At 71.9% G+C, this 21,826-nt stretch carries 19 protein-coding genes; 15 read left to right on the top strand and 4 right to left on the bottom strand.

Features of this window, described 5'->3' with window-relative positions; genetic code table 11:
• Window positions 1-106 precede the first annotated feature (106 nt).
• Complete coding sequence (locus CG740_RS22100; RefSeq protein ID WP_100576966.1) at window positions 107-1,108, bottom strand: phosphatase PAP2 family protein; 1,002 nt, start codon at window positions 1,106-1,108, stop codon at window positions 107-109.
• Between the two features lie 501 nt (window positions 1,109-1,609).
• Between CG740_RS22100 and CG740_RS22105 the strand changes: the two genes are divergently transcribed.
• Window positions 1,610-3,289: an MFS transporter gene (locus CG740_RS22105; RefSeq protein WP_100576967.1), complete on the top strand. Its 1,680-nt coding sequence runs from the start codon at window positions 1,610-1,612 to the stop codon at window positions 3,287-3,289.
• Window positions 3,290-3,362: 73 nt separating this feature from the next.
• Complete coding sequence (locus CG740_RS22110; protein ID WP_100576968.1) at window positions 3,363-4,556, top strand: acyl-CoA dehydrogenase family protein; 1,194 nt, start codon at window positions 3,363-3,365, stop codon at window positions 4,554-4,556.
• Between the two features lie 144 nt (window positions 4,557-4,700).
• Here CG740_RS22110 and CG740_RS22115 read toward each other — a convergent pair whose 3' ends face one another.
• Both CG740_RS22115 and CG740_RS22120 read right to left on the bottom strand, forming a co-directional pair.
• Window positions 4,701-5,138: a cell division protein SepF gene (locus CG740_RS22115; RefSeq protein ID WP_100576969.1), complete on the bottom strand. Its 438-nt coding sequence runs from the start codon at window positions 5,136-5,138 to the stop codon at window positions 4,701-4,703.
• A 449-nt stretch (window positions 5,139-5,587) separates the two neighbouring features.
• The gene (locus CG740_RS22120) at window positions 5,588-6,553 is read right to left on the bottom strand and encodes an ABC transporter substrate-binding protein (protein WP_234376426.1); all 966 of its coding nucleotides are present in this window, start codon (window positions 6,551-6,553) and stop codon (window positions 5,588-5,590) included.
• Window positions 6,554-7,084: 531 nt separating this feature from the next.
• On the opposite strand from CG740_RS22120, the gene CG740_RS22125 reads away from it, so the two are divergent.
• The 10 genes from CG740_RS22125 to CG740_RS22170 all read left to right on the top strand — a co-directional run bounded on the left by CG740_RS22125 (window position 7,085) and on the right by CG740_RS22170 (window position 17,400).
• On the top strand, window positions 7,085-7,939 hold the full coding sequence (locus tag CG740_RS22125; protein ID WP_100576970.1) for an amino acid ABC transporter permease: 855 nt from the start codon (window positions 7,085-7,087) through the stop codon (window positions 7,937-7,939).
• Window positions 7,936-9,708: an FAD/NAD(P)-binding protein gene (locus CG740_RS22130; protein ID WP_100576971.1), complete on the top strand. Its 1,773-nt coding sequence runs from the start codon at window positions 7,936-7,938 to the stop codon at window positions 9,706-9,708. The genes CG740_RS22125 and CG740_RS22130 overlap by 4 nt, the downstream gene beginning before the upstream one ends.
• Before the next feature lie 39 nt (window positions 9,709-9,747).
• Window positions 9,748-10,632, top strand: a complete 885-nt coding sequence (locus CG740_RS22135; protein WP_100576972.1) for an amino acid ABC transporter permease — start codon at window positions 9,748-9,750, stop codon at window positions 10,630-10,632.
• A gap of 8 nt (window positions 10,633-10,640) precedes the next feature.
• Entirely contained in the window at window positions 10,641-11,393 is a 753-nt protein-coding gene (locus CG740_RS22140) for an amino acid ABC transporter ATP-binding protein (RefSeq protein ID WP_100576973.1), read from the top strand.
• Window positions 11,394-11,419: 26 nt separating this feature from the next.
• Complete coding sequence (locus CG740_RS22145; protein ID WP_100576974.1) at window positions 11,420-12,397, top strand: ABC transporter substrate-binding protein; 978 nt, start codon at window positions 11,420-11,422, stop codon at window positions 12,395-12,397.
• A 59-nt stretch (window positions 12,398-12,456) separates the two neighbouring features.
• Entirely contained in the window at window positions 12,457-13,479 is a 1,023-nt protein-coding gene (locus CG740_RS22150) for an LLM class flavin-dependent oxidoreductase (RefSeq protein ID WP_100576975.1), read from the top strand.
• Window positions 13,466-14,833 carry an NtaA/DmoA family FMN-dependent monooxygenase gene (locus tag CG740_RS22155; RefSeq protein WP_100576976.1) on the top strand — a complete coding sequence of 456 codons (1,368 nt, stop codon included), beginning with the start codon at window positions 13,466-13,468 and terminating at the stop codon, window positions 14,831-14,833. Before CG740_RS22150 ends, CG740_RS22155 begins: the two co-directional genes overlap by 14 nt.
• 4 nt (window positions 14,834-14,837) lie before the next feature.
• Entirely contained in the window at window positions 14,838-15,635 is a 798-nt protein-coding gene (locus tag CG740_RS22160; RefSeq protein ID WP_100576977.1) for a DUF1684 domain-containing protein, read from the top strand.
• A 194-nt stretch (window positions 15,636-15,829) separates the two neighbouring features.
• Entirely contained in the window at window positions 15,830-16,753 is a 924-nt protein-coding gene (locus CG740_RS22165; RefSeq protein ID WP_100576978.1) for a S1 family peptidase, read from the top strand.
• 167 nt (window positions 16,754-16,920) lie between these two features.
• A complete protein-coding gene (locus CG740_RS22170) occupies window positions 16,921-17,400 on the top strand; it encodes a hypothetical protein (protein WP_100576979.1) in 480 nt (159 codons plus the stop codon).
• A 9-nt stretch (window positions 17,401-17,409) separates the two neighbouring features.
• On the opposite strand, the gene CG740_RS22175 is transcribed toward CG740_RS22170, so the two are convergent.
• Entirely contained in the window at window positions 17,410-18,306 is an 897-nt protein-coding gene (locus tag CG740_RS22175; protein ID WP_100576980.1) for a DUF4231 domain-containing protein, read from the bottom strand.
• Window positions 18,307-18,564: 258 nt separating this feature from the next.
• Here CG740_RS22175 and CG740_RS41570 point away from each other — a divergent pair, with 258 nt between their 5' ends.
• The 3 genes from CG740_RS41570 to CG740_RS22185 all read left to right on the top strand — a co-directional run bounded on the left by CG740_RS41570 (window position 18,565) and on the right by CG740_RS22185 (window position 21,799).
• Window positions 18,565-18,687 carry a hypothetical protein gene (locus CG740_RS41570; RefSeq protein WP_267895418.1) on the top strand — a complete coding sequence of 41 codons (123 nt, stop codon included), beginning with the start codon at window positions 18,565-18,567 and terminating at the stop codon, window positions 18,685-18,687.
• Window positions 18,688-18,828: 141 nt separating this feature from the next.
• The gene (fxsBH, locus tag CG740_RS22180; RefSeq protein ID WP_199846540.1) at window positions 18,829-21,024 is read left to right on the top strand and encodes a radical SAM/SPASM protein FxsBH, inactivated beta-hydroxylase extension form; all 2,196 of its coding nucleotides are present in this window, start codon (window positions 18,829-18,831) and stop codon (window positions 21,022-21,024) included.
• Window positions 21,005-21,799 (top strand): aminoglycoside N(3)-acetyltransferase, encoded by a 795-nt coding sequence (locus CG740_RS22185; RefSeq protein ID WP_100576981.1) that lies wholly within the window; start codon window positions 21,005-21,007, stop codon window positions 21,797-21,799. The genes fxsBH and CG740_RS22185 overlap by 20 nt, the downstream gene beginning before the upstream one ends.
• The last annotated feature ends 27 nt before the right edge of the window (window positions 21,800-21,826 follow it).

Genomic DNA, 21,826 nt, shown 5'->3' on the forward strand with positions numbered 1-21,826 from the left:
CTCCCCGCCCCCGCGCTCCGGCCCCACGGAGACCACGAAGGCCCCCGGCGAGCTGCCGGGGGCCTTCGTGCCGCGTGCGTACCGTTGCGCGTCGCCGGGGTGCCGGTCAGCCGCCCAGGGGGCGGGCCGGGGCGGTGCGCGGCGAGCGCTCGGTGTGCGGGGGGCGCCGGGTGCCCGCGGGGACGACCGGGGGCCGCTCCGAACGGGCGGGCTGGTACGGCCGGGCCGGGAGCGGCCGGCCGGAACCGCGTCCGCTGGCCGCGCCGACGGGCTCGCGCACCGGGACGTCGTCCTCGTCGTGGCCGCGCTGGGGCACCATCGCGGGCGCCGCGGGGGCGGGCACCGGGGCCGGCGCGGTGGCGACGCTGCGGCGTCGGCGCTCGCGCACCTTCGCGCGCACGGCGAAGACGAAGGCCTCGGCGCGGGCGATGAGCGGCTCGAACCAGGGCAGGGCCAGCAGGATCAGCAGCCCGGCCGCCCAGCCGAGGAGCACATCGCTCACCCAGTGGGTGCCCAGGTACACGGTGGTCGCCCCGACTCCCAGGGCGACCATGGCCGAGATGACCGAGAGCCAGCGCCTGGCGCGTGGGGTGGTGGCGAGGTAGGCGAGGATGCCCCAGGTCACGACCGCGTTGGCGGTGTGCCCCGAGGGGAATATGTCGCCGCCGGCGAAGAGCTCGGCGGACCCTATCTGCGTGGCGTAGTGCGGCCCGAGACGCCCCAGGCCGAGCTTGACCGAACCGACCGTCATGTTGAGCAGCAGAAGGGCCGCTCCGAGGGTCAGGAGCGGCCGCAGTGTGTGCTGGCGCCAGGAGCGCCAGCCCAGCCAGGCCATCACCATCACCGCGGTGGGACCGCGCTGGCCGAGGACCACGAAGTAGTCCAGGAAGGCGTGCAGCTGCGGCCACTGCTCGTACGGCCGGTACAGCATGACCTTCCAGTCCAGCTCGACGAGCCAGGAGGAGCCCAGCACGGCGACGACGATGGCGAGGTAGAACGCCATCGTCGCCCCGAAGAGGACCACGCGGTGACGGCTCATCCGCGGGATCTCTATCTTCGGTGGCTCGGGCTCCCGGTCCAGGCGGGCGAAGATTCGGTCAGTACGCACTCAATCGACGTTACAGCGAGTGAGTGACGGCCCAGGCCGATCCCCGGTCTTTGTGATGTCGCCGTGATGTGGAGTATGTCTCACGACCCACTTTATTCCCGGGCCTTCGCGAATACCCCGGTCCTTGTCCTCTATTCATTCGACTCGCCTCCTGAAGGCGTGTTTCTATCCGGCGTAATTCCGTTGGCCGGGCGGGTGAGCGGAATTCATGCTTCGGTCACCGGACCGGCACGGAGCGTAAAGATCACCCCATCGGTCGGGCGGGGGTGGCGCACACCACACCCGGGCCGGCTGCGCGGTGAGAGGTGGACCACGCGCCGCGGGGGCGAACTCGCGTACGCTGACGAACCACTCGCCCGTCGATGCCGGACCTTCGGGGACCCCGATCAGGGCTGGTCACTGGTCCACCGGGCCCGCCGACCGCGCGAGTGCTGACGGCACGGTCCGTCCAGACCGCACCGTCCCGGACCCCCTGGGTCCGCAGTACTGGGAGGTACGTACATGACAGGGACGACCATGACCGGCGCGTCACCGCGCGCCCATGCCGGCGGCGCCAACCGCTGGGTCATCCTCGTCGTCCTGTGCGTGAGCCTGCTGTTCGTGGCACTCGACGCCACCGTGCTGCACGTCGCGATCCCCTCGGTCACCGAGGATCTGCGGCCGGGCCCGGTGGAACTCCTGTGGATCGTCGACGCCTACCCGCTGGTCTGCGCCGCCCTCCTCATCCTCTTCGGCACCCTCGGCGACCGGATCGGCCGCCGGCGCGTGCTGCTGCTCGGCTACGCGATCTTCGGCGCCGCCTCCGCGGTCGCCGCCCTCGCCGAGTCGGCGTCGGTGCTCATCGCGGCCCGCGCGCTGCTCGGCATCGGCGGCGCGATGATCATGCCCGCGACCCTCTCCATCCTGCGCGTCGTCTTCCCCGACCGCCGCGAGCGGGCCACCGCCATCGGCATCTGGACGGCGGTCGCCGCGATCGGCGCGGCCACCGGTCCCGTGCTCGGCGGCTTCCTGGTCCAGCACTTCTGGTGGGGCTCGGTCTTCCTCATCAACATCCCGCTGATGGCCCTGATACTGCCGCTGGGCCGCTGGATCCTGCCCGAGTCCAAGGGCAGCTCCGACGGACCCTGGGACGTGCTCGGCGCGCTGATGGCGGCCGGCGGCATACTCGCGGTGGTCTTCGGTGTGAAGCGGCTCGGCACCGGAGTCGGCCTCCTCGACGGCCGCGCCCTCGCCGCCCTCTGCATCGGCGCGGCCCTGCTCATCCTGTTCGTCCGCAGGCAGCGCCGCCGCGAACATCCCCTCATCGACATCGGGATGTTCTCGCGGCCCGCCTTCTCCACCTCGGTCGGCTGCATCATCGTCGCGATGCTGGCGCTCGTCGGCCTGGAGCTCATAGCGGTCCAGTACCTCCAGCTCGTCCTCGGCCTCTCCCCGCTCCAGACCGGTCTGCGGATGCTGCCGCTCACCTTCGCCGCGATGGCGGCCGGCGCCACGGGGTCGTACACGATTCGATGGCTCGGCCCGCGCCGCATGGTCTGTACCGGCTTCGTGCTGACCGCCGGCGCCGTGCTCCTCCTCGTCCTGATGGGCCAGACCGACTGGCCGGCCCTGATGCTCGTCTCCTTCGTCATGCTCGGCTTCGGCCTCCAGACGACCCTGTTCGCCGCGTACGAGTCGATGCTCAGCGAGGCCCCGCCCGAGCGGGCCGGCGGCGCGGCCGCCATCGGCGAGACCTCCTACCAACTCGGCGCCGGCATGGGCATCGCACTGCTCGGCAGCGTCATGAACGCCGCGTACGCGCCCGGTCTCGCCGCCGTGCGCGGCGTCCCCGCCGAGTCCTCCGCCGCCGCGTCCCATTCGCTCGGCGAGGCCTACGACGTCGCCGAACGCCTCGGCGGCCCGGCCGGTCAGGCGCTGCGCGCCGCGGCCCGCACCTCCTTCGTGCACGGCGTGCACGTCACCCTGTTCGTCAGCGCCGCGCTGCTGCTCCTCGGCGCGGTGGCCGGCCTCCGGCTGCCGCGGATCATGGACTGCTCGGCGGCGGGCCAGGACCGGGACGCCGAGCCGGAGCCGCTCCGCGAGGAACGGCCGTCCCAGGGCCGCCCGCACGCGGTGAAGGTGCCCGCCCCGGCCCGGCCGGGCGATGTGGCGACCGTGGAGTCTGGACGCACGGGACACTGACCCGTAACGTCAGCGCTCAGGTAATAACTAACACTGCTAGTTTTAGTTGAGCGAGAGCCGCGGAGGCGCCCCCATGTCCGCTCCTTCCTCCAAGCTGCCCCCCTTCGACCCGGCCGACCCGATCGGCATCGACGACCTGCTGAGCCCCGAGGACCTCGCGGTCCGCGACACCGTGCGCTCCTGGGCCGCCGACCGGGTGCTGCCGCACATCGCCGAGTGGTACGAGAACGGCGAACTGCCCGGCATCCGTGAACTGGCCCGGGAACTCGGCTCGATCGGTGCGCTCGGCATGTCCCTGACCGGGTACGGCTGCGCGGGCGCCAGCGCCGTCCAGTACGGGCTCGCCTGTCTGGAGCTGGAGGCCGCGGACTCCGGCATCCGCTCGCTCGTCTCCGTCCAGGGCTCGCTCGCCATGTACGCGATCTGGCGGTTCGGCTCCGAGGAGCAGAAGCAGCGCTGGCTGCCCGGCATGGCGGCGGGCGAGATCATCGGCTGCTTCGGCCTCACCGAGCCCGACCACGGCTCCGACCCGGCCGGCATGCGCACGTACGCCAAGAAGGACGGCACCGACTGGGTCCTCAACGGCCGCAAGATGTGGATCACCAACGGTTCGGTGGCCGGCGTCGCCGTGGTCTGGGCCCAGACCGACGACGGCATCCGCGGCTTCGCCGTGCCGACCGGCACCCCGGGCTTCTCGGCCCCCGAGATCAAGCACAAGTGGTCGCTGCGGGCCAGCGTCACCAGCGAACTGGTCCTGGACGAGGTGCGGCTGCCCGCCGACGCCGTGCTCCCGGAGGTCACCGGGCTCAAGGGCCCGCTCAGCTGCCTCTCGCACGCGCGGTACGGAATCGTGTGGGGCGCGATGGGCGCGGCCCGGGCCTCCTTCGAGGCGGCCGTCGACTACGCGAAGACCCGCGAGCAGTTCGGCAGGCCCATCGGCGGCTTCCAGCTGACCCAGGCCAAGCTCGCCGACATGGCGCTCGAACTGCACAAGGGAATTCTGCTCGCCCACCACCTGGGGCGCCGCATGGACGCGGGGCGGCTGCGCCCGGAGCAGGTCAGCTTCGGCAAGCTCAACAACGTGCGCGAGGCGATCGAGATCTGCCGCACCTCACGCACGATCCTCGGCGCGAACGGCATCTCGCTCGAATACCCGGTGATGCGGCACGCCACCAACCTCGAATCGGTGCTCACCTATGAGGGCACCGTGGAGATGCACCAGCTGGTGCTCGGCAAGGCGCTCACCGGACTCGACGCGTTCCGCTAGGAACACCCGGGCCCGGCGACACCTCCCGTCTCCCCGGGGGGCAACCCCCGGACCCCCGGCCGGAACGCACCGGAGGTTCAGCTCTGGTTCCTGTGTCCTCCGGGGGGGCAACCCCCGGACCCCCGGTCGGAACGCACCGGAAGTTCAGCTCTGGTTGAAGAAGCCGCCGGTCTGGCGGCCCGCGGCCTCGCCGCTGACGATCTGGGTGTCGGCGGGCGTCAGCAGGAAGACTCTCGTCGCCACGCGCTCGATGGAGCCGCGCAGACCGAAGGTGAGCCCGGCCGCGAAGTCGACCACGCGCTTGGCGTCGCCGGCGTCCATGGACGTGAGGTTCACGATCACCGGGACGCCCTCGCGGAACAGTTCGCCGATGCCCCGCGCGTCGCGGAAGCCGTCCGGAGTGACGGTGGCGATCCGGCGGCCCTGCTCCTCGGCCGTCTCGGAGGCCACCCGCACCCGCGGGTCGGTCACCCAGGCCTCGCCGGACTCGGCGGCACCCTCGGTGTACTCGTCGTCGTAGTAGCGGTCGTCGTTGTCCTCGACAAGCCCCAGCCAGGCACTGGCCTTGCGCACCGATCCCATGGACGCCTCCTCTCACTGCGGTCAGCTTCTTGCTGCTTGTTCAGTTCCCTATCCCTATGGTCGTCCATGATGCGGATACCGCGCCAAGTGGATAGTCGCCGCGCAGGTGATTCGTGACGGTACTGGCACAGATCATGTGGCGATTCGTCAGGAATCTTCTGGGATACGCCCGGTACGTGAAGCCCGGAGTAACAAAATTATGTATGTCACTCCACATGAGTGACACAGGGGTCGTACGGGTGAACGGATGGCTCGATACGGTGCCTGCCGTACTGAAGAACGAGGGGTCGGTCGGGCTCCCGGCGGGCCACCGGGCCCCCAGAGCGGCCTGTCCGCCACGGTCCTGACGGAGCCTCAGGCCCGCGGGGGCGGGTCCGGGAACGGCGTAGGGTGCCCCGGTCGGCCGCGCGAGCGGCCGAAAGGCACCCTCAATCCGTCCCCGCGAAACGCTACTTGTGCTCGGGCGGGGAGATCTGGGACTGCTCGATACCCGAGCCCGTGGTGCCCCACTTCGTCAGGATCCTGTCGTACGTGCCGTCCTTCTTGAGCCGGTTCACCGCGGCCTGGAAGGCCGGCGCCAGCGGGGTGCCCTTCTTGAAGGCGAAGCCCACGTCGAGACGGTGGTACTCGTTGAGGAACCTCAGCCCCTCCTGCTGCCCCACCGCGTACCGCAGCCCGTTGATCGTCGACATGACGACATCGCTGCGGCCCTGCTGGAGCGAGATCCACAGCGCGCCCGTGTCGCTGTAGCTCTGCACCGCGTACGGCTTCTTGCCCGCTTCCTTGCACTTGGCCTTGTTCTGCTCCAGGGTCGCCTCGAACGTGGTGCCCGCCGCGCTGGCCACGTTCAGTCCGCAGAGCTGTGTGAGGTCGGTGACCGAGGTCAGCCTGCTGTCCTTGCGGACGGCGAAGCCCTGGCCGTCGTTGATGTACGTCACGAAGTCGATGGTCTTGCGGCGGGCATCGGTGACGCCGAAGTTGCCGGTGCCCAGGTCGTACTTGCCGCTGTCGAGCGCGGGCAGGATCACCTCGAACGCGGCCACCTCGCGCTTCAGCTTCAGGCCGAGCACCTTGGCGACGGCGTCCGCGAAGTCGACGTCCTGGCCGACGACCGTCTTCCCGTCCGGCAGGTAGGTCGCCCCCGGCGGGGTGCCCACGCTGGTGGCGATGGTGAGGGTGCCCGAGGCGCGGACGTCCGCGGGCAGCAGGGCCGCCGCGGCCTCGTCCTTCCGTACGGCCGACACCACATCGGTGGTGGGGATCGTGCCCTTCTGCCCGGCGGCCGGCGCGGCGTTCGCCGCCTCCGTGCCGCCCGGGTCCCCGGACCCGCAGGCGGTCAGACCGAGGGCCGCGGCGGTGATCAGGGCGAACGCGGCGAGACTGCGCGATCTGCTCAGGCTTCGGGACCGGCTCATGACGGGGTGTGCTCCAGGGTTTTCGGGCAGGCCGAACGCGGCCGGGTGCGGGTGCGGGTGCGGACGTGGGTGCCGCGGGCGGGACGGACGGCAGCGCGACGGGCGCGTCGCGATGCCTGACAGGGCGAGGGGAGGGGAGGGGTGCGCGTGTGAGCGAAGATGTGAAGGCGTGCGGAGAACGGCGCGAAGGCGCACGGAAGACGCGGGGCGCGCTGAGCGCGCCGAACGCGGAAGAGACCGCGCAGGGAGTCAGCTCAACAGGAAGAGGACCACACTCGACCGAAGTCGATGTGGGAGCGCGTGACCAGCCACTGCTGCGGATGCATGGCCCAAGTGGAACAGGCATCCGTTTCTGCGTCAACTGCCCTGAGACGCAACGTTCACAGTATGGACAAGCTTGACAACCTCCAGCATGCACCGCATAGCCTCGGGGCCGGAAACCGTGCTGAGGGGCTCGGTTCCGCACCACCCGCGCCATGTGTCCGTGAAGGCACTTCCCGTGTTCGATCCCCGTATCCACGGAGCCTTCGCATGTCCCTCACCCTCCCCGAACGCCCGCCCACGGCGCCGGCCGGCGACGTCCCCGAAGCCCCGCGCATCGTCCCCGCACGCCGAACCGGCCAGCGGATCACGGCAGTTGTCGTCCTGGTGCTGCTCGGCCTGGCGATCAACTCCGTCGTGCGCAACGACGCCTTCCAGTGGGGCGTGGTCGCCGACTACTTCGCCACCACCGCCGTCCTGCGCGGGCTCTGGCTGACCGTGTGGCTCACCGCCGTCGTCATGGCCCTCGGCTTCGCGCTCGGCACGCTCCTCGCGGTCCTGCGGCTGTCCACCAACCCCGTTCTGCGAGCGGTGAGTTGGGGATACGTCTGGCTGTTCCGGTCGACGCCGATCCTGGTGCAGCTGCTCTTCTGGTTCAACATCGGGGCGCTGTATCCGCACATCCTCGGCGTGCGGACCGTCGATCTGATGGGCCCGGTCACCGTCGCCGTCGTCGGGCTCACCCTGCACGAGGCCGCCTACGCCGCCGAAGTCGTGCGCGGCGGCATCCTCTCGGTGCCGCGCGGCCAGCTGGAGGCCGCCCAGTCGCTCGGCCTGAGCCGGCTGCGCAGACTGCGCCGGATCGTGCTGCCGCAGGCCATGCGCTCCATCGTGCCGCCCGCCGGGAACATGCTGATCGGCACCCTCAAGGGCACCTCGATCGTCTCCATCATCGCCGTCAACGACCTGCTGTACTCGACCCAGTTGATCTACCACCGCACCTATCAGGTGGTCCCGCTGCTGCTCGTCGCCACGCTCTGGTACGTCGTGGTGACCTCGCTCCTCTCGGTGGTCCAGTACTACGTCGAGCGCCACTACGCACGCGGTTCGGCGGACGCCCGGTGAACGCCTCCCTCGTCGTGGTCGGAGCGGGGCCCCGCGGCACCGGATTCCTGGAGCGCCTCGCCGCCAACCTGCCCCTGCTGTACGGGGACGAGCCCCTGGACGTCCATCTGGTGGACCCGCATCCCGCGGGCGCCGGGCGGATCTGGCGGGCCGACCAGTCGCCGCTGCTGTGGATGAACTCCATGGCCGAGGACGTCACCATGTTCACCGACGACACCGTCCAGCAGGAGGGCCCGGTCCGGCCCGGCCCCACCCTCGCCGAATGGTCCGGCCTGGACGCCCGCAGCTTCCCCAGCCGGCGGGCCCAGGGCGAGTATCTGCGCTGGGTGTACGAGGGCGCCGTGGCCGCACTGCCGCCGAACGTCACCGTGCACGAGCACCGCACCCGCGCCACCCGGGTCGGCGGTCCGCGCGCGGGCCGCCAGCGGGTGTGGCTCGAAGGCCGCCCCGAGCCGCTCGTCGCCGACCTGGTCGTCCTCGCCCTCGGGCACCTGGACGCCGAACTCGACGCCGAACAGCTCCAGTTGGCGGACTTCGCCGAGCGGCACGGTCTGCTGCACCTGCCGCCGGCCTTCACCGCCGACAGCGACCTGTCGGCCGTGCGCCCCGGCGAGACGGTCATCGTGCGGGGCTTCGGGCTCGCCTTCGTCGACCTCATGGCGCTGCTCACCGAAGGGCGCGGCGGGCGCTACGACGCGGACGGCAGCTACCGCCCCTCGGGCCGCGAGCCCGTCCTCTACGTCGGGTCCCGGCGCGGCGTGCCCTACCACTCCAAGATCGGCTACACCTGGACCGGCGAACGGCCGCCGCTGCCGCGCTTCTTCGGCCCCGCCGAGGTCGACGCCCTGCTGAGCCGTCCGCACCGGCCCGACTTCCGGCGTGACATCTGGCCTCTGATCGACAAGGAGCTGGGCTTCGCCCACTACCACCGCCTCTTCCACGCCCACCCCGAGCGCACCGCCGGGCGCTGGGCCGACTTCGAGGAGAAGTACGCCGCGGCCGGCCCCGGCAGCCCCGAGCTCCCCACCCTGGTCGCCGCCTCCGTCCCCGACCCCGCCGACCGGCTCGACCTGGAAGCCCTCGACCACCCTCTCGACGGGCTGCGCTTCGAGTCGTACGCGAGCCTCCAGGACGGCCTGCGGGCATACGTCCAGGACGACCTGACGCGACGTCATGACAACGCCCACAGCGTCGACTTGGCCGTATTCCTCGGGCTGCTCTCGGTCTACGGGCAGCTCCAGCGGATCGGCGACGTCGGAGGCTGGTGGCACGGCTTCTTCAGCTTCCTCGCCTCCGGGCCGCCCGGACCCCGGCTGCGGCAACTGCTCGCCCTGTCCGAGGCGGGCGTGGTGCGGTTCCTCGGCGCGGGCGTCACCGTCGAGGCCGACGAGGCGGCCGGCGTCTTCCGGGCGGGCAGCGCCAGCGTGCCCGGCAAGTGGATCGAGGCGGCGACCCTGATCGAGGCCCGCCTTCCCGAGCCCTCGGCGGAGCGCCCCGGCAGCCCCCTGCTGCGGGCCCTGTACGAAGAGGGGGCGGCGGCCGCCGACACCGGCCTGCTTCAGGTGGACCCCGCCGACGGCCGGGTCGTCGGCCGCGACGGACAGGTCCACCCCCGCCGCTTCGCCCTCGGCCCCTTCACCGTCGCCCGGGCCTCAGGGGCCTTCACCCGGCCCCGTACCGGAGGCGCCGCGTTCCGGCAGAACGACGCCACGGCCCGCGCCGCGCTGAGCTTCCTGCGCGATCTCGCGTGTCGCCCCGTCAGCGCCTGACCGCCGTCCGCCCGCCGCCCCGCGTTCCGAAGGACCCGTATGTCTCTCACCAGCGATCCACCCCTCGCCCCGGCCGCACCGGCCGTGCGGCCCGACTACGCCTCGCTCACCGTGGTGCCCGTGCGCCGGCCCTGGCGCTGGGTCGCCGTCGCCGTCACCGCGGTGCTCGTCGCCCAGTTCGGGCACGGACTGCTCACCAACCCGGCCTGGGAGTGGGACGTCTTCGCCCGCTTCTTCACCACCGAGACCATCCTCAAGGCCGTCTGGATCACCCTTCAACTGACGTTCTACGGAACGGCACTGGGCTTCGCCCTCGGTGTCGTCCTCGCCTTCATGCGCCTGTCGGGCAGCCCGTTCCTGCGCGCGGTCGCCTTCGGCTACATCTGGGTGTTCCGCTCGATCCCGCTGATCGTGCAGCTCCTGTTCTGGTTCAACCTGGCCTATCTGTACAAGGAGTTGACGTTCGGCGTGCCCTTCGGGCCGGGCTTCTTCACCTTCGACACGGTGGGGCTCGTCGGCGCGATGAGCGCGGCCGTGCTCGGGCTCGCCCTGCACCAGGCGGCGTACGCGGCCGAGATCGTACGAGGCGGTGTACTCGCCGTAGACGGCGGACAGTTGGAGGCGGCGGCCGCCCTCGGCATCCCGCGCCTGCGCCAGATCCGCCGGATCGTGCTGCCACAGGCGATGCGCTCCATCCTGCCGAACGCCGCCAACGAGATCATCTCGCTCTTCAAGGGCACCTCGATCGTCTCCGTCATGGCGATCGGCGAACTCTTCTACCAGGTCCAGGTCATATACGGCCGCAACGGCAGGGTCGTACCGCTGCTGATGGTGGCCACCGTCTGGTACGTGCTGCTCACCACCGTGCTCTCCGTCCTCCAGCACTACGTCGAACGCCACTACGCGAAGGGGGCCACCCGATGAGCACCGCCATGGTCGAAGTCCGGTCCGTGCACAAGAGCTTCGGCTCCCTCGAAGTCCTGCGAGGCGTCGATCTCGACGTCCGGGCCGGTGAGGTCACCGTCGTCCTCGGGCCCTCCGGCTCCGGCAAGTCGACGCTGCTGCGCACCATCAACCACCTGGAGAAGGTGGACAGCGGCTGGATCACCGTCGACGGCACGCTCGTCGGCTACCGCCGCTCCGGCGACAAGCTGTACGAGCTGCGCGAGCGCGAGGTCCTGAAGCAGCGCACCCAGATCGGCTTCGTCTTCCAGAACTTCAACCTCTTCCCGCACCTCACCGTCCTGGACAACGTCGTCGAGGCGCCGGTGGCCGCCCTCAAGCGGCCGCGCAAGGCCGCGGTGGCCGCAGCCGAGAAGCTGCTGGCCCGGGTGGGCCTGTCCGACAAGGCGGACGCCTACCCCAAGCAGCTCTCCGGCGGTCAGCAGCAGCGCGTCGCCATCGCCCGCGCGCTCGCCCTCGAACCCAAGCTGCTGCTCTTCGACGAGCCGACCTCCGCGCTCGACCCCGAGCTGGTGGGCGAAGTCCTCGACGTCATCAAGGACTTGGCCGCCTCCGGCACCACGATGATCGTCGTCACCCACGAGATCGGCTTCGCCCGCGAGGTCGCCGACACCGTCGTCTTCATGGACGAAGGGGCGATCGTCGAGCAGGGCCCGCCCGCCGAGGTCCTCGACGCCCCGCGCCACGAGCGCACCCGCGCCTTCCTTTCCAAGGTGCTGTGATGTCCCCCTTCCTCAGGAGAACGTACGTGTCCACGCGCCGCACCCTCGCCGCCCTCGTCGCCACGATCGCCGCCGCCGGCCTCCTCGCCGGCTGCGGCAGCGGGGACGCCGCCACCGCCGACACGGTCGCCCCCAAGGGCGCCAAGGGCACGGGCATCAACCTGGGCCCGGACCAGCAGCGGATCAGGGAGCAGAAGGTCGACGCGATCGCCGCCAAGCTCCCGGCGGCCGTGCGCGGCCGGGGCACCCTCACCGTGGGCGTGGCGACCGGCTCGGTGCCGCCGCTCAGCTTCTACGCCACCGACGACAAGACGCCCATCGGCGTCGAACTCGACATCGCCACCCTGGTCGCGGACACCCTCGGCGTGCAGGCGAAGTTCCAGCCGGTGTCCTGGGAGAACCTCTTCGTCGGCCTGGACAGCGGCAAGTTCGACGCGGTGTTCTCCAACGTCACCGTGACCGAGGAGCGCAAGGAGAAGTACGACTTCGCCACCTACCGCAAGGATCAGCTCGCCTTCGAGACGAAGAAGGGCGCCGGCTGGAAGGTCAACGGGCCGCAGGACGTGGCGGGGAAGACGATCGCGGTGTCCTCGGGCACCAACCAGGAGAAGATCCTCCTCGACTGGAGCGCTCAGGACGTCAGGGCCGGACGCAAGCCGGTGAACGTGAAGTACTACCAGACGGCCACGGACTACTACCTGGCCCTCCAGTCAGGGCGCATCGACGCCTACCTCGGGCCCAACCCGTCGGCCGCCTACCACGCGGCGTCGGCGGGACAGACCGAGATCGCCGGGACGTACTCCGGGGGCGGTGCCGGGCTCCAGGGGGAGATCGCCGCGACGACGAAGAAGGGCAGCGGCCTGGTCGAGGCGTACGCCGCGGCCCTCGACCACGTGATCCAGGACGGCTCCTACGCGAAGGTGCTGGCGCGCTGGGGGCTCTCCGGCGAGGCGGTCGCGCACTCGGAGATCAACCCGCCCGGCCTGCCCAAGCCCACGTCCTGATCCGGGGCGCCGCCGCCGGGTGCGGCGGCGCCACCCGCAGCCCCCACGAAAGGTCCCTCATGCCCGCACCCCCCGTCCGCAGCCCCGTGCATCTGGCCGCCTCCCTCGACGGGGGCGGGCACTACGAGGCCGGGCACTTCACCGCCCTCGCGCGGCTCGCCGAACAGGGCACGCTCGACTTCGTCACGCTCGGGGACTCCTTCACCCGGCCCGGTCTCGACGCGCTCTCCGTACTGGCCCGGCTCGCCCCCGCCACCCAGCGCATCGGGCTCGTACCGGTCGTGAACACCACCCACACCGAGCCGTTCCACGTGTCCTCCGCCGTCGCCACCCTGGACTGGGTCAGCCGGGGCCGGGCCGGCTGGAGCCCCGAGGTGTCCACCACCGAGACCGAGGCCCGCCTCTTCGGCCGCCGGCCCGCCGCCCGCAGCAGCGAGGTGTGGCACGAGGCACGTGAAGTCGCCGATGTGGCGGCCAAGTTGTGGGACTCCTGGGAGGACGACGCCGAGATACGCGACGAAGCCACCGGGCGGTTCGTCGACCGGGACAAGCTGCACCACGTCGACTTCGCGGGCCGCGCCTTCTCGGTGCGCGGCCCCGCCATCGTGCCCCGGCCGCCCCAGGGCCACCCCGTCACCGTCATCGACGCGACCGCCGCCGACCCGAGGGCCGCCGCCGTACGGCACGCCGACGTCGCCCTGCTCCGCACCCAGGACCCGTTCGCCGCGCGCACCGCCCGCGAGGAACTGCTCGACCGGGCCCGCGCGCACGGCCGGGACCCCGAGCGGCTGCGGGTGCTCGGCTCGATCCCGGTGGCCCTGGAGACCACCGCGGACGCCGTGGAACTGGCCGGGCTCATCGGCGCCTGGCACGACGAACGGGCCGTCGACGGCTTCCATCTGCGCCTGGCCGACCCCGAACGCGACCTCGCGCTCATCGTGAAGGCCACCGTCCCCGTGCTCCAGCACCGCTGTCTGCTGCGGCGCTTCTATCCGGGCGCCACCCTGCGCGAACACCTGGGCCTGGCCCGGCCCGTCAACCAGTACGCCACCGCCGGGGGAGTCCGCCATGGCCACGGGTAAGCACCTGAGCGCGGGCAGCGACGCGAGCACGGGCAGGAGCGGCGGCGAGAACAGGAGCGGCGGCAAGAAGCAGATCCACCTCGCCGCCCACTTCCCCGGCGTCAACAACACCACCGTCTGGGCCGATCCGCGCTCGCGCTCACAGATCGACTTCTCCTCCTTCGAGCACCTCGCGCGCACCGCAGAACGCGGAAAGTTCGACTTCTTCTTCCTGGCCGAGGGCCTCAGGCTGCGCGAGCACAAGGGCCGCGTCCACGATCTGGACGTCGTCGGCCGCCCCGAGTCGCTCACCCTGCTCAACGCCCTGTCCGCCGTCACCGACTGGCTGGGGCTCGCCGCCACGGTGAACGCGACCTTCAACGAGCCGTACGAGATCGCCCGCCGCTTCGCCTCGCTCGACCACCTCAGCGGCGGCCGGGCCGCCTGGAACGTGGTCACCTCGCCCGACGCCTTCACCGGCGAGAACTTCCGCCGCGGCGGCTACCTCGACCGCGCGCAGAGATACACCCGAGCCGCCGAATTCCTGTCCACGACACGGGAGTTGTGGGACTCCTGGCCGGAGGGCGAGACGCCGAAGCCCGTCGTCCACCACGGGCGGCACTTCTCCGTCGAGGGCAGGTTCGGGGTGCCGCGCTCCCCGCAGGGGCACCCGGTCGTCATCCAGGCCGGGGACTCCGGCGAGGGCCGCGAGTTCGCGGCCTCGGCCGCCGACGTCGTCTTCACCCGGCACGGCACCCTGGAGGCAGGGCGCGCCTTCTACGCCGACGTCAAGGGCCGCCTGGCCCGCCACGGCCGGGAGCCCGACGACCTCAAGATCATGCCCGGCGTCACCGTCGTCCTCGGGGACACGGCGGCCGAGGCGCAGGAGAAGGCGGCCGGGATCCGCCAGCGGCAGGTCTCCCCGCAGAACGCGATCGTCGCCCTCGAACAGGTCTGGGGCCGCGATCTGTCCGCCTACGACCCCGACGGGCCGCTGCCCGACATCGACCCCGACCCGGAGTCGGCGCTCGTCCAGGGCCGGGTCGACATCGCCAACGCCCGGGAGATCGCGGCCAGGTGGCGTGCCCTGTCCGAGGCCAAGGGGCTCTCCATCCGGCAGACGGTGATCGAGAGCACCGGCCGGCAGTCCTTCGTCGGCACCCCGGACGCCGTCGCCGCCGAGCTCGACACGTTCGTGCAGAGCGATGCCGCCGACGGCTTCGTCCTCGTCCCCCACCTCACCCCCGGCGGCCTGGACGACTTCGTCGACCAGGTGGTGCCGCTGCTCCAGGAACGCGGCGTGTACCGCACGGAATACACCGGAACGACGCTGCGCTCGCACCTCGGGCTGCGTCAGCCGGTATGGAAAGGTTGATCGCATGAGCACGCAAGCACACAACGGCCCGGAGTCCGACCACGAGCTCGACTGGAAGCAGTGGCACGAACACCGCGTCGCGACGGTCTCCGCGCCGTACGGCCCGCTCGCCCTGACCGCCACCCACTGGCTCGCGGACGGGGTGCCCGAGGAGTTCGGGCAGTGGCGCGAGGACGGTGACGAGGTGGTCGTGACCGCCACCGCCGGACACCGACTGAGCCTTGACGGAAGCCCGTTGGCGGGCGAAGTCCGGCTCGGCGCCGACTCCGGTCCGGTGGACGGCTCCCGGCTCTCCCAGCGGGGCCGCCGGCTCGTGGTGCTGCGCCGCGAGGGCCTGTGGGCGGTCCGGGTGTGGGACCCCGAGTCCCCGGCCCGCCGGGCCTTCGCGGGCATCGAGGCGGCCGCGTACGAGGAGCGGTTCCGCCTGCCCGGCACCTTCCGCCCGTACGAACGCCGGCAGGTGAGGGTACCCAACGCGGACGGGGTCGAGCGCGGTCTCGACCTCGCGGGGGAGATCGCGTTCACGCTCGGCGGCCAGGAGCACACCCTCCAGGTCGCGGTGGAGGCCGACGGTTCGCTGTGGGCCGTGTTCGCCGACGGCACCAGCGGGAAGTCCACCTTCCGGTTCCGCTTCCTGCGGCCCGAGGCGCCCGCAGCCGACCACTCGGTGACCGTCGACTTCAACCGCGCCCAACTGCCGCCCTGCGCCTTCGCGGACCACTTCATCTGCCCCTTCCCGCCCCCGGGCAACACCCTCCCCATCGACATCCCGGCGGGGGAGCGCACCATCCGCACCAACTGACCCCGGCGCGCGCTCCCTCGCGGGCGTCCGGCCAAAAGGCCCCCTTGCGCGCCCCGGCCGGGCCCCCGAATACTCCTCCGCAGCGCTTGTCAGGAGCACGGCCGCACGACCCGTCGTGCGGCCGTGCTCCTCGGCTGCGCCTCACGGGGTCCCCCCACCCATGGGCCCCTCGATTCCCCTCGGGAGGAAAAGAAGTGAGGATCAAGCGCACCACCCCCACAGTCCGCACCGCCCCCACCGCACCCTCCGGTCTCGCGAGACGCACCAGGCTGGCGGCGGTCGCCGCCGGTCTGCTCGCCGCCGCGGCCGTCGCCGTTCCGCACGCCAGCGCCGCCCCCGCCCAGACCTTCGGCGCCGCCGCGCTGACCGCCGCGAGCGACGCCGTACGCGGCGCGGACGTGGCCGGAACCGCCTGGAGCGTGGACAGCGCGACCGGCAGGGTCGTCGTCACCGCCGACTCGACCGTGACGGCCGCCGACCTGGCGAAGATCCGGCACGAGGCCGGCGTCAACGCGGACGCGATACGCATCGAGCGCACCCCCGGCAAGTTCACCAAGCTGCTCTCCGGCGGCGACGCCATCTACACCACCAGCTGGCGCTGCTCCCTCGGCTTCAACGTCAAGAAGGGCTCCACGTACTACTTCCTGACGGCCGGTCACTGCACCGAGGGCAAGCCGAACTACTACACCAACTCCTCGCACTCGACGAGCATCGGCCCCACCGTCGGCACCAGTTTCCCGGGCAACGACTACGGTCTCGTGCAGTACACCAACACCTCGCTCGCGCACCCGAGCGCGGTGGGCAGCCAGCAGATCACCAGCGCGGCCAACCCCACGGTCGGCCAGACGGTCACCCGGCGCGGCTCGACCACCGGCGTCCACAGCGGCAAGGTCACCGCGCTCAACCAGACGGTCAACTACGGCAACGGCGACATCGTGTCCGGCCTCATCAAGACCACCGTGTGCGCCGAACCCGGCGACTCCGGCGGTCCGCTGTACGCCGGTTCCACCGCCCTCGGCCTCACCTCGGGCGGCAGCGGGAACTGCACCTCCGGCGGCACGACGTTCTTCCAGCCCGTCGTCGAGGCGATGAACGCCTATGGCGTGACCCTGTTCTGACGACACATCAGTCCTCTGTGGCCGCCCGCGGCCCCGAGCCCCCGCCCGGAAACAACCGGGCGGGGGCTTCCGGCTGAACGTGATGCGTGGTTTTGGGAGGATGTGCAAGGGCAGGACGGAATACGGGTCCACTGATGACCCGCGCCGGACACACGGGGTGAGACGCATTGAAGCGCATCGGAGTGACCGGTCACCGGGACATCCCGCCCGAAGCCTTCGAGGAGATCCGCGACCGCCTGCGGGCGCTGTTGTGCGGCCACGACGGCTCCCTCGAAGCCCTCTCCAGCCTGGCCACCGGCGCCGACCAGCTCTTCGCGGCCATCGCCCTGGAGTGCGGCGCCGCCCTCACCGTCGTCATCCCCAGCGGCGACTACGAGACGGGCTTCGCCGACGCCGCCGAACTGGCCCGCTACCGGGGCCTGAAGCGCCGCGCGAGCCAGGAGGTCGACCTCGGCTACCCGCACTCCACGGACGAGGCGTACTACGCGGCCGGCGCCTACATCGCGGACAACTGCGACCGGCTCGTCGCCGTCTGGGACGGCCTGCCGGCCCGGGGCCTCGGCGGCACCGGGGACATCGTGCAGTACGCCCGCGGCCTCGGCCGCCCCGTCACCGTCATCTGGCGGGACGGCGTCCGGCGGTCGTAGGCCGCCCCGTCAACTCCGCAGCCGGGCCAGCCAGTCGGTGTGCTGAGGCGAGACGATGCGCTCGGTCTCGTACACGGCCTGCGGCCACTGCCGCTCGGTCACCGTGTTCTCCATCGCCACATGCATCTCCATCAGGTCCTGCTCCACCAGCGAATGCGCCGATATCAGCGGCTGGTGGCGGCGGATCTCGCTCCAGGCCAGACAGGCCGCGGCCGAGGCCGACAGCAGGCCCGCGACGTCCGCCCGCTGGGCGACCGAGAAGGTCCCCAGGACGGCGAGGAAGAGCGCGAGGAGGGTGAGCACGGTGATCGCCGTCGACCACAGTCGGGTGGCCCGCCGCGAGGTCTCCTGGCGGCGCCGGTACCAGTTGCGCTGCTCGATCAGGCGGTCGCGTACGTAGGTCTCCTTGCGGACGCTGAACGCCCTGGCCCGTAACTCCCGCATGCCCGGTGTGACGAGCCCCCCGTCGGCGAGTTCCCCCTCCTCGCGCGGGTCGCGCCAGCCGACCTTCTTCAGCTCGCGCAGGCCCTCCTCGACCCGCGCGACGAAGAGGCCGTCCGGATCCGGGGCGCTCAGGTCGAAGGGGGCGCCGTGCACGGCATAGCGCCAGCACATCGACTTGATGAACTCGGCGGCCGAGCGGTTGAGTTGCCAGTGTGAAGCGGCATGGCGCCGGGCCGCCCCGAACGTGGCGAGCAGCACCCCGGCGTAGGCGAGCGCGCTCACCGCGCTGAGCAGCTGGAGGCCGGAGCCGACGCGCACCTGCGGCAGTGCCGCCGCGGCCGCCCCGACGACCAGGAGCGAGAGCTGGGTGCGGGTCAGCTTGACCGCCGACTGCTGGCGGCCGATCGCCAGCGCGTCCGCGTGGTGGAAGAGGCCCGGCAGATCCGCGTTCCGGAAGACCATGCTCTGCAGTGGGCCGGGAATCGCCGTCACATGCACCCCCGTCTGCGGTTATACCTGAATTCTGTGCCGGGTAAGGCAGTTGTGCGCCCCCTTTGCGCACTCCACCCCCCGATGGGGATGAGAGTAAAGTCGTCCTGCCGGTACTGCAACGGTGCATGTGCCGGTGCCACTGTCCACGCGCGGTTATCACTCACCCCAGGGACGAACGTGAAAACCTCCGTAAATACAGTCTCATTCAGCACCGCGAAGAAGACCCGGGTGCCGCTGGCCGACCTGGCAGCGAAAGGTACGGACCCGGCTGCCGAGAAGAAGATCGCCAGGGTGGTCCCCGCCTCGGGCCGCCCGCTCATGGAAGGCGCCTCGTTCAACTCCTCGCTCTGACGGGCGAGTTGACGGCCCACCCCGCCGGGCGTGCCCGGCGGGGAACGGGTGGCGGGGTGGGCCGCACGAGGTCGTCCGGGCGGGCAGTGCGAGAACTCCCGGACCGGACACCTCAATTCCCGTTCTCGCTAAACTGGCGCAATGACAGGACCCCTGGTCCCATTCCGCGAGATCGTTCTCAAGGTGCACAGCCGGTGCGATCTCGCCTGCGATCACTGTTATGTGTACGAAGCCGGAGACCAGACCTGGCGCGAACAGCCCAGGGCGGTCTCCGACCACGTCATTGCGCACACCGCCCGACGACTGGCCGAGCATGCCGAAAAGCACCGGCTGCCCTCCGTATCGGTGATTCTGCACGGTGGTGAGCCCTTGCTCGCCGGCCCCGGCCGACTGCGGCGCGTCTGCGAGGAACTGACCGCCGCCGTCACCCCCGTCGCGGAACTCGATCTGCGCATCCACACCAACGGGGTGCTCCTCGGCCCGGCCTACCTCGACCTGTTCGCGGAGTTCGGCGTGAAGGTCGGCATCTCCCTCGACGGCGACCGAGCCGCCAACGACCGCCACCGCCGCTTCGCCGACGGCCGCAGCAGCCACCCGCAGGTCCTGGCCGCCGTCGAACTGCTCCAACAGCCGCGCCACCGGCCGCTGTTCCTCGGCCTGCTCTGCACCATCGACCTCGCCAACGACCCCGTCGCCGTACACGACGCCCTGGTGGAACTCGACCCGCCGCGCATCGACTACCTCCTGCCGCACGCCACCTGGGAGACCCCGCCCCACCGGCCCGGCGGTGCGCCGGCGCCCTACGCGGACTGGCTGCTCGCGGTCTTCGACCGCTGGGACGAGGGCGGCCGGACGGTCCCGGTGCGGCTCTTCGACTCGGTGCTCTCCACCCTGCACGGCGGCCCCAGTCTCACCGAGTCCCTGGGGCTTGCCCCGGCCGACATCGTCGTCGTGGAGACCGACGGCTCGCTCGAACAGGTCGACTCGCTGAAGTCGGCCTACGAGGGCGCCGCCGCCACCGGGTTCTCCGTCTTCCGGGACGACTTCGACGCGGTCGCCGCCCACCCCGGCGTCCGGGCCCGCCAGCGCGGCCTCGCCGGAGTCGGCGCGCAATGCCGCCGCTGCCCGGTCGTCCGCTCCTGCGGAGGCGGCCACTACACGCACCGCTACAGCGCCGACCGGGGCTTCGACAACCCCTCGGTCTACTGCCCCGACCTGATGGCCCTCGTGCACGGCATCGAGGCCCGCACGCCGGTGCCGGAGGATCTCCTCGACCCGGCTCAACTGGCCGCATCGGCACTGGAGTTGAACCGGCTCCTGCTGGCCCGGCTGCACTCCGTGCTCGACGGGCGGGGCGGCCCCGACTGGGCGCGGATCTGGGAACTCGCCACCTCGCTCGACGGCCCGGGGCTCGATGCCGTCCTCGCCGCCCCGTACACCCGCGGCCGGCTGCTCGACGCCCTGGCGGCGCTGGACGAGGGGCGCCCCGGTGCCGAGACCGCGGCCCGGCGCCTCGCCGCGTACACGGTCGCCGCGGCCGTGCGCGCCGGCGTCCCGCTGAGCCTCGCCGTCCCCTGGTCCGACGGCCGGCTGTACCTGCCGACCTTGGGGGAGCTGAGCCTGGGGGACCCCGGCACCCGAGGTCTCGCCGAGGTCGCCGTCGCACGGCACGGCTTCTCGGTACGGCACGCCCACGCCGAGCACCACGTGCCCCGTCCCGACCAAACCGCCCCGAACTGGCGGCCGTTGACCAGGATCGACGGCCTGATCGTCGACGACCTCGACCCCTGCCGCGACTGCTTCGGCACCCCCGTGGCGCCCCGGCTCGATGCCCGCGAGGCGCGCGAGTGGGGGCGCCGGGTGGCCCGCGCCCGCGACCGCCTCGCCGGGGCCGCCCCGCCCTGGGCCCCGCCCGGCCCCCTCACCACCGTCACCCCGCTGGCCGGCGGAGCGGATCCCGTGGTGGGCCGGCACGGCTTCGGCGCGCTCGGTCTGCCCCTCGGCCTCACGGACCGGGCGCTCGACATCGCCCTGCTGCGCGGGGGACGCGCGGCGACCCTGCGCGCCCTGCTCGACGTGGCGGACCTGTACGACATGGACGGCGCGTGGCAGCATCCGTCACCCCGGGGGCCGCTCCCGGTCTCCCGGCTCCTTGCCGACACGTACGAAGGGGTCGCGGTCGCCGCCCACACGGGCGACACCCGGACCCTGGCGGGGCTCGGTCCGGCGCTCGACTCGCTGGAGCGGGCGGCCGAACTCACCGTCACCGGAAGGCGCCTGGTCCAGACCCTGCGCCAGGAGTGGGAAGAGGCATCGCGTGCCCGAGAACACCGCTGAGGACCACGGGGAGCGGAGCGCGGGGGACCTGGCAGGCCAACTGCGCGCCCTCGGGGTGCGCGAGGCCGGCATCCTCCTCGTGCACGCCTCGCTGCGCGACACCGGGCTGCGCAGCGCCGTGCTCCTGGACGCGCTGCGTACGGTGCTCGGCCCCGAAGGCACCCTGGTGGTCCCCGCGTTCACGCCCGAGAACTCCGACACCTCACCGGCCCATCTGGCCCTCCTGCGCGAGGCCCCCGACCCGGTGGCGTTCCGGGCCGCGATGCCGCCCTTCGACCCCGAGCACACCCCGTCCCCGGGCACCGGACGCCTCGCCGAACGGGTCAGGACCACCGAGGGTGCCGTCCGCAGCGACCATCCGCAGACCTCCTTCGCGGCGCTCGGCGCCCGCGCCGCCGAGCTCATGAAGGGCCACGCCCTCGACTGCCACTTCGGCCCGGAGTCCCCACTGGCCAAGCTCGTCGCGGCCGACGCCCAGGTGCTCCTCGTCAACGTGGGCTTCGCGGTGTGCTCCGCCTTCCACCACGCCGAATACCTGGTGCCCGCCGCCCCGACCCGCAACTACCGGGCGGTGATCAGGGACGAAGGGGGCGCGGCACGGTGGTTCGAGTACCGGGACGCCGCCCTCGACGACAGCGACTTCGCCCGCATCGGCGAGGACTTCCCCGCCGCCCGGCTGCGCCACGGCCCGCTGGGGCGCCGCACCGCCCGGCTCTTCCCGATCGGCGCGGCCGTCGAGCACGCGGTGGCCTGGATGGTCCACCACCGCCCCTGAGCGAGGACCGGGAAGGATGGTGAGAGC

Origin of the sequence: Streptomyces sp. CB01201 (genome assembly GCF_002803085.1) — a bacterium.
GTDB lineage: Bacteria > Actinomycetota > Actinomycetes > Streptomycetales > Streptomycetaceae > Streptomyces > Streptomyces hundungensis.

What these genes read in the sequence shown, in the direction of transcription:
- CG740_RS22105 (WP_100576967.1), top strand. Translation starts at nt 1,610, where the DNA reads ATGACAGGGACGACCATGACCGGCGCGTCACCGCGCGCCCATGCCGGC.
- CG740_RS22110 (WP_100576968.1), top strand. Translation starts at nt 3,363, where the DNA reads ATGTCCGCTCCTTCCTCCAAGCTGCCCCCCTTCGACCCGGCCGACCCG.
- CG740_RS22115 (WP_100576969.1), bottom strand. Translation starts at nt 5,138, where the DNA reads ATGGGATCGGTGCGCAAGGCCAGTGCCTGGCTGGGGCTTGTCGAGGAC.
- CG740_RS22120 (WP_234376426.1), bottom strand. Translation starts at nt 6,553, where the DNA reads ATGAGCCGGTCCCGAAGCCTGAGCAGATCGCGCAGTCTCGCCGCGTTC.
- CG740_RS22125 (WP_100576970.1), top strand. Translation starts at nt 7,085, where the DNA reads ATGTCCCTCACCCTCCCCGAACGCCCGCCCACGGCGCCGGCCGGCGAC.
- CG740_RS22135 (WP_100576972.1), top strand. Translation starts at nt 9,748, where the DNA reads ATGTCTCTCACCAGCGATCCACCCCTCGCCCCGGCCGCACCGGCCGTG.
- CG740_RS22140 (WP_100576973.1), top strand. Translation starts at nt 10,641, where the DNA reads ATGGTCGAAGTCCGGTCCGTGCACAAGAGCTTCGGCTCCCTCGAAGTC.
- CG740_RS22150 (WP_100576975.1), top strand. Translation starts at nt 12,457, where the DNA reads ATGCCCGCACCCCCCGTCCGCAGCCCCGTGCATCTGGCCGCCTCCCTC.
- CG740_RS22155 (WP_100576976.1), top strand. Translation starts at nt 13,466, where the DNA reads ATGGCCACGGGTAAGCACCTGAGCGCGGGCAGCGACGCGAGCACGGGC.
- CG740_RS22160 (WP_100576977.1), top strand. Translation starts at nt 14,838, where the DNA reads ATGAGCACGCAAGCACACAACGGCCCGGAGTCCGACCACGAGCTCGAC.
- CG740_RS22175 (WP_100576980.1), bottom strand. Translation starts at nt 18,306, where the DNA reads ATGGTCTTCCGGAACGCGGATCTGCCGGGCCTCTTCCACCACGCGGAC.
- fxsBH (WP_199846540.1), top strand. Translation starts at nt 18,829, where the DNA reads ATGACAGGACCCCTGGTCCCATTCCGCGAGATCGTTCTCAAGGTGCAC.